This window comes from Cellulomonas composti (assembly GCF_007990245.1).
Classification (GTDB): domain Bacteria; phylum Actinomycetota; class Actinomycetes; order Actinomycetales; family Cellulomonadaceae; genus Cellulomonas; species Cellulomonas composti.
Map to the genome: position 1 here is coordinate 34,654 of NZ_BJWG01000014.1, position 13,069 is coordinate 47,722.

17 protein-coding genes are annotated in these 13,069 nt (G+C 71.0%); 5 read left to right on the forward strand and 12 right to left on the reverse strand.

Annotated features, from left to right (window positions below):
• Window positions 1-16: 16 nt before the first annotated feature.
• From CCO02nite_RS13705 to CCO02nite_RS13715, 4 genes are read right to left on the reverse strand one after another with little or no spacing between them, the layout of a single operon-like run.
• The gene (locus CCO02nite_RS13705) at window positions 17-640 is read right to left on the reverse strand and encodes an aminodeoxychorismate/anthranilate synthase component II (protein ID WP_146843744.1); all 624 of its coding nucleotides are present in this window, start codon (window positions 638-640) and stop codon (window positions 17-19) included.
• 1 nt (window position 641) lies between these two features.
• Window positions 642-800, reverse strand: coding sequence for a hypothetical protein (locus CCO02nite_RS15785; protein ID WP_186812707.1), 159 nt, complete (start codon window positions 798-800; stop codon window positions 642-644).
• A 19-nt stretch (window positions 801-819) separates the two neighbouring features.
• Window positions 820-1,629, reverse strand: coding sequence for a class E sortase (locus CCO02nite_RS13710; protein WP_146843745.1), 810 nt, complete (start codon window positions 1,627-1,629; stop codon window positions 820-822).
• A complete protein-coding gene (locus tag CCO02nite_RS13715) occupies window positions 1,626-2,414 on the reverse strand; it encodes a DUF881 domain-containing protein (protein WP_146843746.1) in 789 nt (262 codons plus the stop codon). The genes CCO02nite_RS13710 and CCO02nite_RS13715 overlap by 4 nt, the downstream gene beginning before the upstream one ends.
• Window positions 2,415-2,574: 160 nt before the next feature.
• On the opposite strand from CCO02nite_RS13715, the gene CCO02nite_RS13720 reads away from it, so the two are divergent.
• A complete protein-coding gene (locus CCO02nite_RS13720) occupies window positions 2,575-2,832 on the forward strand; it encodes a cell division protein CrgA (RefSeq protein WP_146843747.1) in 258 nt (85 codons plus the stop codon).
• Window positions 2,833-2,982: 150 nt separating this feature from the next.
• Here CCO02nite_RS13720 and CCO02nite_RS13725 read toward each other — a convergent pair whose 3' ends face one another.
• A complete protein-coding gene (locus tag CCO02nite_RS13725; protein WP_307724053.1) occupies window positions 2,983-3,753 on the reverse strand; it encodes a rhomboid family intramembrane serine protease in 771 nt (256 codons plus the stop codon).
• A 158-nt stretch (window positions 3,754-3,911) separates the two neighbouring features.
• Window positions 3,912-4,451, reverse strand: coding sequence for a peptidylprolyl isomerase (locus CCO02nite_RS13730; protein ID WP_146843749.1), 540 nt, complete (start codon window positions 4,449-4,451; stop codon window positions 3,912-3,914).
• A 124-nt stretch (window positions 4,452-4,575) separates the two neighbouring features.
• On the opposite strand from CCO02nite_RS13730, the gene CCO02nite_RS13735 reads away from it, so the two are divergent.
• Window positions 4,576-5,463, forward strand: a complete 888-nt coding sequence (locus tag CCO02nite_RS13735; RefSeq protein ID WP_186812708.1) for a hypothetical protein — start codon at window positions 4,576-4,578, stop codon at window positions 5,461-5,463.
• Window positions 5,464-5,557: 94 nt separating this feature from the next.
• Here the strand turns inward: CCO02nite_RS13735 and CCO02nite_RS13740 are convergent, their stop codons facing one another.
• A complete protein-coding gene (locus tag CCO02nite_RS13740) occupies window positions 5,558-6,229 on the reverse strand; it encodes an arsenate reductase/protein-tyrosine-phosphatase family protein (RefSeq protein WP_146843750.1) in 672 nt (223 codons plus the stop codon).
• 104 nt (window positions 6,230-6,333) lie between these two features.
• Between CCO02nite_RS13740 and CCO02nite_RS13745 the strand changes: the two genes are divergently transcribed.
• Window positions 6,334-6,756 (forward strand): arsenate reductase ArsC, encoded by a 423-nt coding sequence (locus CCO02nite_RS13745; protein ID WP_146843751.1) that lies wholly within the window; start codon window positions 6,334-6,336, stop codon window positions 6,754-6,756.
• Window positions 6,757-6,852: 96 nt separating this feature from the next.
• On the opposite strand, the gene arsM is transcribed toward CCO02nite_RS13745, so the two are convergent.
• Entirely contained in the window at window positions 6,853-7,599 is a 747-nt protein-coding gene (arsM, locus tag CCO02nite_RS13750) for an arsenite methyltransferase (RefSeq protein ID WP_146843786.1), read from the reverse strand.
• Between the two features lie 102 nt (window positions 7,600-7,701).
• Here arsM and CCO02nite_RS13755 point away from each other — a divergent pair, with 102 nt between their 5' ends.
• Window positions 7,702-8,079 carry an ArsR/SmtB family transcription factor gene (locus CCO02nite_RS13755; protein ID WP_146843752.1) on the forward strand — a complete coding sequence of 126 codons (378 nt, stop codon included), beginning with the start codon at window positions 7,702-7,704 and terminating at the stop codon, window positions 8,077-8,079.
• 36 nt (window positions 8,080-8,115) lie between these two features.
• Here the strand turns inward: CCO02nite_RS13755 and CCO02nite_RS13760 are convergent, their stop codons facing one another.
• Genes CCO02nite_RS13760 through CCO02nite_RS13770 form a run of 3 tightly spaced genes read right to left on the reverse strand, consistent with a single transcriptional unit; the run spans window position 8,116 to window position 10,720 of the window.
• The gene (locus CCO02nite_RS13760) at window positions 8,116-8,928 is read right to left on the reverse strand and encodes an ABC transporter permease (RefSeq protein ID WP_146843753.1); all 813 of its coding nucleotides are present in this window, start codon (window positions 8,926-8,928) and stop codon (window positions 8,116-8,118) included.
• Complete coding sequence (locus CCO02nite_RS13765; RefSeq protein WP_246117556.1) at window positions 8,925-9,797, reverse strand: ABC transporter permease; 873 nt, start codon at window positions 9,795-9,797, stop codon at window positions 8,925-8,927. Before CCO02nite_RS13765 ends, CCO02nite_RS13760 begins: the two co-directional genes overlap by 4 nt.
• Complete coding sequence (locus tag CCO02nite_RS13770) at window positions 9,794-10,720, reverse strand: ABC transporter ATP-binding protein (protein ID WP_146843754.1); 927 nt, start codon at window positions 10,718-10,720, stop codon at window positions 9,794-9,796. The genes CCO02nite_RS13765 and CCO02nite_RS13770 overlap by 4 nt, the downstream gene beginning before the upstream one ends.
• Window positions 10,721-10,888: 168 nt before the next feature.
• On the opposite strand from CCO02nite_RS13770, the gene CCO02nite_RS13775 reads away from it, so the two are divergent.
• Window positions 10,889-11,449, forward strand: a complete 561-nt coding sequence (locus CCO02nite_RS13775) for a hypothetical protein (protein WP_146843755.1) — start codon at window positions 10,889-10,891, stop codon at window positions 11,447-11,449.
• A 26-nt stretch (window positions 11,450-11,475) separates the two neighbouring features.
• Here the strand turns inward: CCO02nite_RS13775 and CCO02nite_RS13780 are convergent, their stop codons facing one another.
• Window positions 11,476-13,068, reverse strand: a complete 1,593-nt coding sequence (locus CCO02nite_RS13780) for a beta-1,3-glucanase family protein (protein ID WP_146843756.1) — start codon at window positions 13,066-13,068, stop codon at window positions 11,476-11,478.
• Window position 13,069 lies beyond the last annotated feature (1 nt).

A 13,069-nucleotide genomic window follows, 5' to 3' on the forward strand; every position in this document is an offset into this window, starting at 1 on the left:
GTGAGCCCCGGAGGGGCTACAGCCGCACCAGCGGGTGCAGCCCCTCCGACCGCTCGACGGCGTGCTCGTCGCCGCACACCGCGAGCCAGTTCGCCAGCAGCCGGTGGCCGCCCTCGGTGAGCACCGACTCGGGGTGGAACTGCACGCCGTACAGCGGAAGCGTCCGGTGCTGCAGGCCCATGATCACGCCGTGCGTCCGGGCGGTCACCTCGAGCTCGTCGGAGACCGTGCCGTCGACGACCGCGAGCGAGTGGTAGCGCGTCGCGGTGAACGGCGTGGGCAGGCCCACGAGGACGCCCTCGCCGTCGTGCTCCACCTCGCTCGTCTTGCCGTGCATGAGCTCGGGCGCGTGCGTGACGGTGCCGCCGAACACCTCGCCCAGCGCCTGGTGGCCGAGGCACACGCCGAGCATCGGCGTGCCGGTCCGGGCGCAGTCGCGGATCACCTCGATGCTCGCGCCGGCCTCGGTGGGCGTGCCGGGACCGGGGGAGACGAGGACGCCGTCGAACCCCGTGCGCTCCTCGAGCGGCGGTACGGCGTCGTTGCGCACGACGACCGTCTCGGCGCCGAGCTGGTTGAGGTACCCGACGATCGTGTAGACGAACGAGTCGTAGTTGTCGACGACGAGGATGCGCGTCATCTCACTCCCCCACGGTGGTGTCGTTGAACGGCATGTACGGCGCGATCGCGGGGAACACCCACGCGAAGCAGACGACCACGACGGCCGCCGCGAGCGCCACGAGCAGGACCACCCGCACGGCCGTCGGCCCGGGCAGGTGCCGCCACAACCAGCCGTACATCAGCGTCCCCCTCCGGTCCTCATGATGCGCCCTCCAGCAGCTCGGCGGGGGTGCCGTCCGCGACGGGCGCCCAGTAGTCGAGCACGCCGTGCACGATGTAACGCTGCCGCGCGGAGAACATCGGGTGGCAGGTGGTCATCGTGATCATCCGCTCGGTCGGCACCGCACCGGGTTCACCCGGGACCGGCGCGATGACCTCGGTCTGCTTCGGATAGACCACCCGGGAGGACGTCACGCGGTACACGTACCAGGTGTCCGTGCCCGGCCCGCCGTCGCCGGTCGCGGTGCGGATCACCACCGCGTCCCCGACCTTGAGCTCCTCGATGCGGTTGAACGGCTTCGCGTAGGTCGTGCGGTGCGCGGCGATCGCGAAGTTGCCGACGTCCCCGGGCATCGCGGTGCCCACGTAGTGCCCGACGCCCAGCTTGTCGAGCACGCCCGCCTTGTCGGTCCCCTCGCTGATCGGCCGCTCGGGCTCGCCGTCCCACCGCGGCACCTGGATCGTCGCGAATGTCTCGGCGTGCGCTGGTTCGGCCATCACGGGAGGGGCGTCGCGACGCGGGGTCGCGACGATCGGACCCGTCTCGGTGGCCTCCGGCTCCGGTGTGGGCACCGAGTGCCGGGGCAGCTCGCGCACGATCGCTTCCTGCTCGCGGTTGCCCTGCACGTCGGTCCACCACAGCTGCCAGACGAGGAACCCGAACAGCAGCACGCCGAGCGTGATGAGGATCTCGCCGAGCACGCCGATCGTGCCGAAGAAGGCCCGCGCGCCCCGGGACTGCCGGGGCGGCGGCGCGACCTCGGAGGTCTGCTCCTCCTGCGTGCTCATGACGACGTCCCCTGCTCGGGCTCGACGGGCAGCCCCGGGAGGACGGTCGTGCCCGGCGGCACGGCCGCGTACTGCAGCTCGGTCGAACCGGCGAACGCCGGCAGCAGGAGCTCGTCGTGACTGTCGACCGACCAGCCCAGACCGACCTGGTCCGCGTCCTCGATGTAGGCCTGCACGGTCTCCGACGCCGCGAGCGCGGCCTTGAGCCGCTTCGGGTCGCCGATCGCCTGCACGACGTAGGGGGGCGAGTAGACCTGCCCCTGCAGCCGCAGCACGTTGCCGACGCACCGGAACGCGCTGGTCGAGATGACGCGCTGGTCCATGAGGGTCATCGCCTCGGCGCCGCCCGCCCACAGCGCGTTCATCACGGCCTGGATGTCCTGCTGGTGCACGACGAGCACGTCGGGGCTGATGCCCTCGAGACCGGGCTGGTCCGTGGGCGCATCGTCGAGCCGGACCTCGAGACCTCCCCCGGCGACGGGCAGTAGCCCGCCCTCGACGAGGTACGCCTCGGACGGTGTGCCGACCTGCACCCCGTCGCCGCCGGTCTCGGTCAGGTGGTCGACGTCGGCGCGCAAGTCGTCGACCTGGGTGGTCAGGTCACCGACCCGGTCGATCTCGCCCTGCGTGAGCTCGGCGAGGTCCTGGGGGTGACGTCGACCTTCGTCGGCCCGGGAGAACTGCGCGTTCGCCGCGAACAGCGCGCCGGACAGCGCCAGGACCACCGCGACCGAGACCGTGCCGCGCGCGCGCGGGCGACGCCGCCGGTGCGGGTGGTCGGTCACGTGGGCTCCTGGTGCCAGTGGAGACGGCTCGGGCGGGTATTGTCGCGCACTACGCTAGGTGACGGCGCATCCTCGACGGCGAGCTCGCGTCGAGCTCACGCCGAGGCGTCTGCGAGAGCAGCCGCCGTGGACACCCCGAACGCTGGACAGGAGCAAACCGGTGCCCGAGTCGAAGTCGCGCAAGAAGGCGACCTACACGCCGCCGCCGCAGAAGCAGGCGGCCAAGCCCAACCCGCGCTGGTGGGTCCCGGTCATGCTCGGGCTGATGGTCGTCGGCCTGCTCTGGATCGTCGTGTTCTACATCGGTCGTTCGACCGACGGCTCTTCCCTGCCGCTGCCGTTCCTCGGCACCTGGAACCTCGCCGTCGGCGCCAGCCTCATCCTCGTCGGCTTCGGCATGACGACGCGCTGGCGCTGACCTTCGTCGCTCGTCGTCCGTCGTCCTCAGCAGTGGACGGCCCTGTGGATAGTTACACCGGTGTCATTCGTCCCCAGCGGTGGACAACGGTGTGGATAACCACACCGTTGTCATTCGGTCCTGGGCGGGAGTGAGACCGGGGACGACGAGTCAGAGACCGTACTGGCGCAGGTACGCGTCCTGCAGGTCGCGCGGCACGCTCCAGATCTGCTGGATCTCGAGGGGTGCGAGGCCGTAGGCCCACACGATGGTCACCACGAGGCCCACGGCGAGCAGGATCGGCGCGACGATCGCCACGAGCCGACGCTGGTCGACCGGTGCGAACGCGTATCCCGCCGCGAGCAGCGCCCCGGTGAGCAGCCCGCCCAGGTGCCCCTGCCAGGAGATCCCGGGCATAAGGAAGCTGAACGCCATGTTCACGACGATGATGCCGAGCACTCCCTGCGCCGGATGACCCGAGCGCCACATCACGACGAACGTCGCGCCGAACAGGCCGAAGATCGCGCCGGACGCGCCGACGACGCCCTGGTACCACGAGGACCAGCCGATCGCGGCCGTGACCAGCACGACCGTGCTCCCGCCGATCGCGCTCAGCAGGTAGAGCGTGACGAACCGCACCCGCCCGAGCTGCAGCTCCAGGTACGGCCCGACCGCCCACAGCGCCACCATGTTGAGCACGATGTGGAAGAACGAGCCCTGCGAGTGCAGGAACGCCGAGGTCACGAAGCGCCACGGCTCGTCGTGCCCGCGCACCGGGGAGTACAGCCAGCTCGTCGTGAACCCGTTGATCGCCAGCTGTGCGATGTACGCCGCGACGCACGCCGCGATGATCACGTAGGTGACGATCGGGCGTGAGTCCTGGTGCACGATGCCGCCGAAGCGGGTGCGCACGTCGCGCGCGCCCTTCGCCGCCTCGTTCACGCAGTCGACGCACTGCACACCGACCGGAGCCTGCCGTTGGCAGTCCGGGCACACCGGACGCCCGCACCGCTGGCAGCGGACGTACGAGACGCGGTCCGGGTGACGCGGGCAGACGGGTGGGGCGTCCGTCGCGCCCGCGGGCAGCGGCTCGTCGATCGTCAGTCCTCGATCTCGATCGACTCGATGACGATGTCCTGCACCGGGCGGTCACCCGGTCGGACCTGGGTGGTGGCGATCGTGTCGACCACCGCGCGGCTCGCGTCGTCGGCGACCTTGCCGAAGATCGTGTGCTTGCCGGTGAGCCACTGCGTGGCCGCGACCGAGATGAAGAACTGCGAGCCGTTGGTGCCGCCGACCTTGCCGGTCACGGGGTCCAGACGCTGGCCGGCGTTCGCCATGGCGAGCAGGTACGGCTGGTCGAACGAGAGCTCCGGGTGGATCTCGTCGTCGAAGTTGTAGCCCGGGCCGCCGCGGCCGTTACCGAGCGGGTCACCGCCCTGGATCATGAACCCGTCGATGACGCGGTGGAAGACGACGCCCGCGTACAGCGGGTCCGTGCGCTGCTGGCCCGTCGACGGGTCGGTCCACTCCCGGGTCCCGGTGGCCAGCCCGACGAAGTTCGCCACGGTGCGCGGCGCGTGGTTCGGGTACAGCTCGATCCGGATGTCCCCGGCGGTCGTGTGCAAGGTCGCGAACATGGCGCCCAGTCTGGCACGTCCGGCCCGTGCGGACCCATGCACGCGGCGCGCCAGAGTGGCAGAGTGAGACGTCACAGGCCCGCCGACGTCCGTTCCGTCGGGACCTGAACCGTGAGGAGGGGACATGTCCGCACGCCGTCCGTCGCTCGAGGTCGACACCGAGCAGCTCAAGGCCCAGGTGGCCGACGCGACCGACCAGGCCCGGGTGATCGCCGGCCACGCCGCGTCGAACGCCAAGGTCGCCGCCGCGAAGGCGGGGGATGCCGCGGTGGCCGCCAAGGAGTGGAGCGCGCCGCGCGTCGAGGCCTTCGTCGACTGGCTGCTGCCCCGCGTCGAGCACCTCTACAAGGAGAGCGTGAAGGCCGCTGCCCCCAAGGTCGAGCTCGCCGCCGAGCGCGTGTCTCCGGCGATCGACACGGCCCACGACAAGCTGGTCGACGAGCTGTTGCCACGCCTCGTGCACGCCGTCAACGAGGCGGCCGAGAAGGCCGGTGCGGCTGCGGAGCACGCCGCCGACGCCGCCGCCCAGCGCTCGAGCGCCGCTGCTGCCGCTGCCGCAGCCGCCGCGGCGGCCGTCACCGCCGAGGCCGAACGGTCACGTCACCGCGGCGCCAAGGTCTTCTGGAGCATCCTCGTCGCGCTGGGCGTCGCGGCCGCGATCGTCGCGTGGCGTCGTTCGAGCACGGCCGTCGACCCGTGGGCCGAGCCGTGGGAGCCCGTCGGGGACGACGACTTCGCCGACCGTGCCGGCGACGTGGGCTCCGACCTCGCCGACGCCGCCGGTGACGCCGCCGACGCGCTCGGTGAGGCCGCCGGGGTCGCCGTCGCCAAGGGCCGGGAGGCCGCGGCCAAGGCCGCCGACCTCGTCGCGGACGCCAAGGACAAGGTCGCGGATGCAGCGGACAGCGCCGCCGAGACCGCGAAGAAGGTCACCCGCCGCCCGCGCAAGGCCGCTGCCGACGCCGCCGAGAAGGTCGAGGACAAGGTCGAGGACGTCGTCGACGAGAACTGACGCCGCTGACGCACCGCGGCGGTGCGAAGTGCGTGGCGCTGGTCGATGCTGAGCTCGGCGGGGTGCGTTCTGGACAGCATCGATCCTTCGGTGGTCAGGACACGACGAGACGGGGCGCGAGGTCGGCGACCCTCCGGCCGAGCTCGGTGACGGCGCGGTCGAAGGCGTCGTCGTGACCGACGCGGACCGGGTCGGGGATCGACCAGTGCACATCGGCAACGAGCCCGACCTCCTCGTGCGCCCGGTCGCACACGGTGATCACGAGGTCGCCGTCGCGGCGCACCGCCTCCAGCCGTCGCGGCTCGTGGCCTCGCAGGTCCAAGCCATGGCGAACAGCCGCAGCGATCGCTCCCGGATCGATGCCTGGTGCCGGGTGGGTGCCGGCCGAGACCGCCGGGATCGTGCTGGCGGCCCGCCACAACGCCACGGCGAGGTGCGACCGGGCGGAGTTGGCGGTGCAGACGAACAGCACCCGCAGCGGTCGAGGGAGTGCCGTCGTGAACGGCCCCAGCTCGGTCGGGAGCAGGCGCAGGTACGTCCTTCGGCGGTCCCCCTCGGAGGGGGTTCGCTCCACGAGCCCGTGCTCGACGAGCACGTTCACGTGATGCGCCAACAGGTTCGAGGGCATGCCGAGCTCGGCCGCCAGCTCTGACGGCGACGCGTCCCCGCGCGAGAGCAGATCCACGACGGCCAGCCGTCCGGGATCGGACAAGGCGCCGTGCAACGCCGCGCGGCGTTCGACCTGTGCCATCCACTCAGTGTTCATTGAGTCAATGTTGACTGACCGGTATGCGGATGGTCAAGATGTGGGAACGCGTCGCCGCTCGTCGCCGATCACGGCCACGCCACCGCGAGCAACCGAGGAGCTTCATGACCGCCGCCGACAAGCCCAGCGTGCTGTTCGTCTGCGTCCACAACGCCGGCCGCTCCCAGATGGCCGCCGGGTTCCTGACGGCGCTGTCCGGGGGTGCCGTGGAGGTCCGGTCCGCCGGCTCCATGCCCGCCGACCAGGTCAACCCCGTCGCCGTGCACGCGATGGCCGAGGTCGGGATCGACATCGGCGCCGAGCGGCCCAAGATCCTGACCGCTGACGCCGTGCGGACCTCCGACGTCGTGGTCACGATGGGCTGCGGGGACGCCTGCCCGTACTTTCCCGGCAAGCGATACGAGGACTGGGTGCTCGAGGACCCGGCAGGGCAGGGCATCGACTCCGTGCGCCCCATCCGCGACGAGATCCGCGCGCGGATCCTCGGCCTCCTCGACGAGCTCGGCGTCCAGCCCGTCGGCGCATGAGCACCGGTGACGGCACCACCATCGGTGCTACCCCGACGGCGTCCAGGGGCCCGAGCGGGGCCGCGTGCCCTCGACGCGGCCCCGCTCGGTGTGCGCTCATCCGGGCTTGCGCGCCTGGACGATCGCGCCGTGCATCCCGTCGGCCACCGCGTGCGTGAAGGTGACCTGGGCGTCGACGAACCCCGCGCCTGCCAGGTGGTCCAGGTACTCGCTGCGTGACAGCGCGCCGGCGATGCATCCGACATAGGAGCCCCGCTCGGCCCGTTGCTCGGGGGTGAGGTCGTCCTCGGCGACCACGTCGGAGATCCCGACGCGTCCACCGGGCACCAGCACCCGGAACGCCTCGGCGAGCACCCGGGGCTTGTCGGGCGAGAGGTTGACCACGCAGTTGGAGATCACCACGTCGACGACGCCGTCGGCGAGCGGCAGGTCCTCGATCGTGCCCTTGTGGAACGAGACGTTCGTCGCGTTCGCCCGTTCGGCATTCGCACGGGCCAGGTCGAGCATCTCGTCGGTCATGTCGACGCCGTGCGCGAAGCCGCTGGGGCCGACGCGCTTGGCGGAGAGCAGGACGTCGATGCCGCCGCCCGACCCCAGGTCGAGCACGCGCTCGCCTTCGCGCAGCTCGGCGACTGCCAACGGGTTGCCGCAGCCGAGAGAGACCAGCTGTGCCTCCAGGGGTACGTCGACCAGGTCCGACGCGTCGTAGAGCCCGGCGCCGAACTTCTCCGCCTCGTCGCTTGGCCCGCAGCTCCCACCACCACCGCAGCAGCCGGCGCCACCGGATCCCTGGACCGCTGCCAGCGCGTACTTCTCACGCACCTGCTCACGGATGTCTGCCATGCCGTCGACCTCCTTGTATCGATGATTGTCGATGCCATGATGGACTGTGGATCGACTCCTGTCAATATCGACGTAGGTCAATCTCCGGCTTACACTTCCCGCATGGCACTCGACCTGCTCCCCGTCGTGGACAGCGCTCCAGCAACCTGCTGCACCCCGCGGGCCGAGGCTGCGATCACAGCGGAGGACGCCGTTGCACTGGCGAGGACCCTGAAGGCGCTGGCCGACCCCGCTCGCCTGCGCCTCCTGTCGCTGATCGCCGCGCACGAAGGCGGCGAAGCGTGCGTGTGCGACCTCGTCGGACCGATCGGGCTGAGCCAGCCGACCGTCTCGCACCACATGAAGCAACTGGCCGAGGCCGGGCTCGTGACGCGAGAGAAGCGCGGCGTCTGGGCCTACTTCACGATCGTCCCCGGCGCCGTCAGTGCGGTGAGCGACCACCTCGCGCTGCATCTCGGAGTCGCGACCGCCGGTACGTGAGGCATCCCGGCGACGCTCAGACGCCTCTGCTCGAGATCAGGACAGGAACAGCGCGCGTAGTCGCGTGGTCGTGAAGGCGACCCCGCCGACGATCATCACGACGAAGTAGCCGACGTGCACGGCCATCGAGGTACCGAGCTCACCCAGCGTCAGGCCGCGCACCAGCTCGACCGCGTGCCACAGCGGCATCGCCTTGATCAGCCACTGGATCGGCTCGGAGTACACCGACAGCGGGAAGAACGTGGCCGAGAACAGGAACATCGGCAGCATGACGAACGTGATCCAGTCCATCTGCTGGAAGGTCTTCATGTAGCTGGTGATCGCCATGCCGACCGCCGCGAACCCGAACGCGACGAGCACGACCGCGGGCAGCGCGAGCAGGGCCGTCCACGCCAGGTTCAGGCCGAGCACCTGCATGACCGTGAGGAAGCCCACCGCGTAGAGCGCGCCGCGCATGAGCGCGTAGACGATCTCGCCGAGCGCGACGTCGAGCGGGCCGATCGACGTGGCCAGCATCGCGTCGTACAGCTTCCCGAAGTGCATCTTGAAGAAGACGTTCCACGTCGAGTCGTAGATCGCGCCGTTCATCGCCGAGACGGCCAGCAGACCGGGCGCGATGAACGCCGCGTACGACACCTGCTGACCCGATGGCAGCGTCACGTCGCCGATGAACGAGCCGAGGCCCCAGCCCATCGCGAGCAGGTAGAACACCGGCTCGAAGAACCCCGAGATCACCACGATCCCGGTCGCGCTGCGCGTCGCGAGCAGCGCCCGCCCGACGACGGCGCGTGCGTTGCCCGCGTACAGCGCGCGGACCCCGCCGCGCGCCGGTGCCACCACGCCGGTCATCCGCGCAGCCTCCCCACGAACACGCGCCGGGCGACGACGCCGCCGGCCACGGCCATCACGACGAGCACGGCGACGTGCACCCACGGCGACCAGGCGCCCGGGCCCAGGCCGTAGGACAGCGCACGGCCGGCCTCGCTCGCGTGCCACAGCGGCGAGATCCAGCCGATCCACTGCAGCCAGACCGGGAGCGTCGCGAGCGGGTAGAACGTGCCCGAGAACAGGAACAGCGGCGTGAAGACGAACCGCTGCACCATCGCGAACTGACCCTTGTCGTCGGAGATGCCCGCCGAGAACGCGAGCAGCGGCAGGCCGAACGCGAGGCCCGCCAGCACGCCGACCACCGGGATCAGAAGACCCGTGACCGCGTTCCCGACCGCGCCGAACAGCACCATCAGCGCGTAGTAGGACACGCAGACGAACACCATCCGCGCGGTGACGGCGATGACGAGGCCGGCGCACACCTGCGGCGGGCTCACCGGCGAGGCGTTCATCCCCCAGAAGATGCGCCGCCACTTGAAGCCGGCCATCACGGTGTACGTGAACTCCTCGGTGGTCACGCCGACCGCGGCGCTCGCGAGCAGCGCCGGCGCGACGAACCACAGGTAGTCCACCGGGCCGTCGGGGCCGCTCGCGACCGGGACGTCGATGAACGCCGCCAGGCCCAGCCCGATGCCGAGCAGGTAGAGCAGCGGGCTGCCGATGCCGGACATCACCACGGTCCAGCCGTAGCTGCGCATCTGCCGGAGCTGGTGCTCGGCGATGTACCACGCGCCGAACCGCCGCGGCCGCACGGCGCCGGCGGTCGCCGCCGCGACCATCTCGCGCACGTCCGCCGGCAGCGTCTCCTCGGAGGGCGTCGTCTGGCTCACTCGACCAGGCTCCGCCCCGTCAGACGCAGGAACACGTCCTCCAGGCTCGAGCGACGCACCAGGCTCGTCGTCGGGTGCAGCCCGAGCCGAGCGACCCGTTCCAGCAGCCCTTCGCCGTCGTCGGTGTACAGCAGCACGCGGTCCGGCAGCGTCTCGACGCGGTCCGCGAGCCCCTCGAGCCGGGCCGCCGCGTCCGCGTTGCGCTCCGAGCCGAACCGCAGCTCGCACACCTCGCGCGTGGAGTACTGCCGGATCAGCGCCGAAGGGCTGCCCTCCGCCATGATCCGGCCGTGGTCGACCACCACCAGGCGGTCGCACAGCTGCTCGGCCTCGTCCATGTAGTGCGTCGTGAGCACGAGTGTCGTGCCGCGCTCCTTGAGCCGGAACAGCCTGTCCCACAGCACGTGGCGCGCCTGGGGGTCCAGGCCTGTCGTCGGCTCGTCGAGCATGAGGATGCGCGGCTCGTTGATGAGCGCGCGCGCGATCGTCAGGCGCCGCTTCATGCCGCCGGACAGGTCGTCGACGCGTGCCTTGGCCTTCTCCTCGAGCTGCGCGAAGCCGAGCAGCTCGTCGGCCCGCTGGGCGCACAGCGCGCGCGAGATGCCGAAGTACCGGCCGTAGACGATGAGGTTGTCGCGCACCTTCAGCTCGGTGTCCAGGTTGTCGTCCTGCGGGACGACGCCGAGCTGCGAGCGGATCTCCGGTCCGTGCGTGTCCGGGTCCAGCCCCAGGACGCGCAGCTCGCCGGCCGTGCGCTGCGAGACCGCGCCGACCATGCGCATCGTCGTCGACTTGCCCGCGCCGTTGGGTCCGAGCAGCCCGAAGGACTCCCCGGGCGGAACCTCGAAGTCGATGCCGTCCACGGCGACGAACTCGCCGAACGTCTTGCGCAGCCCGCGGGCGGAGATGACCGGTGCAACCACGCCCGACAACCTACGTCGTCCCACCGACAGGAGCCGCCTCAATTGCCGGCGCCGTGGGCGGCCGCGGGCGGCCGTGCGCGCGCTCGTCGGGCGTGCTCGTCGGACCCGTGACACGGGGGTGACCGTTGGGCCCAGCGGATGACACACGGACCCGGGTACGGTCCGCACATGATCCTTGCCGATCTCCAGTCCCGCCTGCGCATCGCGCTGACCAACACGCTGGTCGAGGAGTGGACCCTGTTCACGCCCACCACCGGAACGAGCCGGCCCAGCGAGCGCACCATCGGCTTCCACCTCGGGTGGTACCTGCGCCAGACGATCGAGCGCACGTGGAGCGTGGACGCGGAGTACGACCGGTCCGGCATGGTGCTCGAACCGTCGGTCCGCCTCACCGGCGCCGAGCAGCACATCCCGAACCTGATCGTGCACCACCGCGGCCAGCTCGGCCCCGAGAACAACCTGCTGCTCGCGCACGTCTCCGTCGACGAGGCGACGAGCGAGGACCACACCGACGTCGTCGCCGCGCAGACCCTCCAGCACCGGTTCGGCTACCGCTACGCGATGCTGCTCGACCTGCGCCTGCAGCTCGAGGGCCGGCGTGCGAGCGTCACGCCGTACTGGCAGTGGGCCACGCTCGAGGGCGGCCCGGAGACCTCCGAGCCGGTCCCCGTCTACACCGCCCGCGTCCTCGGCGAGATCACCGAGCGCGCCCGCGCCGCCGGGGACTGAGCCCCGGGGCGCGGGCGCCTCGAGCCTCAGCCGAGCGTCCACCTCTGGGCGGACGTGCCGTTGCAGTCCCAGATCTGCGACTGCGTGCCGTTCGTCGTCGACGCGGCCGGGTCGTCCAGGCAGCGGCCGGACTGCGGGTTGTAGTACCCGCCGTTCTGCCGGATGAACACCTGCGCGCCGGTGCCGTTGCAGTCCCACAGCTGCACCTTGGTGCCGTTGGCCGTACCTCCGCCGGCGACGTCGAGACACTTCCCCTGCACGCGCAGCGTGGAGCCGGCCTCGACGTAGGTCCACTGCTGGGCCACGGTGCCGTTGCAGTCCCAGATCTGGATCCTGTTCCCGTTGCCGGTCCCCTGGGCGTTGTTGTCGAGGCACTTGCCGTTGGCGTTCCTGAGCGCCTTGCCCGTGGCCGGCGTGCTTCCGCCACCCCCGTTGAACGGTTCGATCACCAGCGCGGCGGACGTGGGCGACGCGTCGTTGACGAGCGACTCGAAGTTGCCCACGTCGTCGAAGGCGAAGGCGTACGCCTTCCCGTCGGCCATGTTCGCGTGGATGATTCGCGCGTACTGGTTCGTCGGGCTGTTCCGGTAGAACTGCGACGCGTCGGTGCTCGGCTGGGTGTCCACCGTTCCGAGCGTTCCGCGGTTGAGCGCCGCGCACAGCGTGCGGGCGATCGGTCCCACGACGAGGTCGTTCGGTGCCGCGAGGTTGCCGTCGCAGCCCCACACGTTCGCGCTGCTCGGCCGGTTGAACGACGCGACCTGCCGACCCGCCCCGTCGGTGAAGCTCATGACGGTCCCGGAGGTCCGGCCGTAGTACTTCGTGCTCGGCTGGTCCGCGAACGGCACGACCGTCAGGGTCTTCGACGAGTACGCGCCCCACGCGGAGGCGATGTACGAGTCGAGATAGGTCGCCGAGAGCTTGCCGGCGTCCGCGGCCTTGCCAGGAGCGAGCACCCGCAGCACGGTGCCGTCGGCGCGTGTCACGACCGTGCTCGCCCAGCCGGACTGCGCCTTGAGCTGGTTGACGACGTTGTTGCGGCCGTCGGCGACGAGCGTGCCCGCAGAGTGCGTCCCACCGCTGCCCGTCACCTTCACGGTGTGCGGCACGGCGAACATGTCGACCTGCGAGCTGTTCAGCCAGATCCCGGCGTCGTTGTACGTGAACTCGCTCCAGTCGAACAGGATGTTCGCGTTCGCGTCCCCGGCGGCCCACGGGGCAGGCTGGACGAGCCCGTCCGGGGTCAGGAAGAACTTCAGCTTCTCGCCGAGCGAGAAGTAGATGCGTCCCGACATCCCCCGCGGCAGCTGGATCGTCGTGCTGCCGCCGTTGCCCGGGCCGCCGATCGACACGTCCGGAGCCGCCGCGGGCGGCAGTGCGCCGCCCGACCAGTTCGTGAACGTGCCCGACGAGTTCGCGTACCCGAGCCGGCCGGTCGCGAGGTTCACGCCGATCACGTACAGGTACACCGCGTCGCCGCGGCCGCTCGAGTTGGTGACCGTGACCGGAAGCCGGTCCGGTCCGGCGGCCTGCGCCGCCGGTGTCGCGACGACCACCGCGGCCGCCGCCAGGGCGAGCGCGCCGAGCGCACCCACCAGTCGCTTCCTGCTCGACCTCATC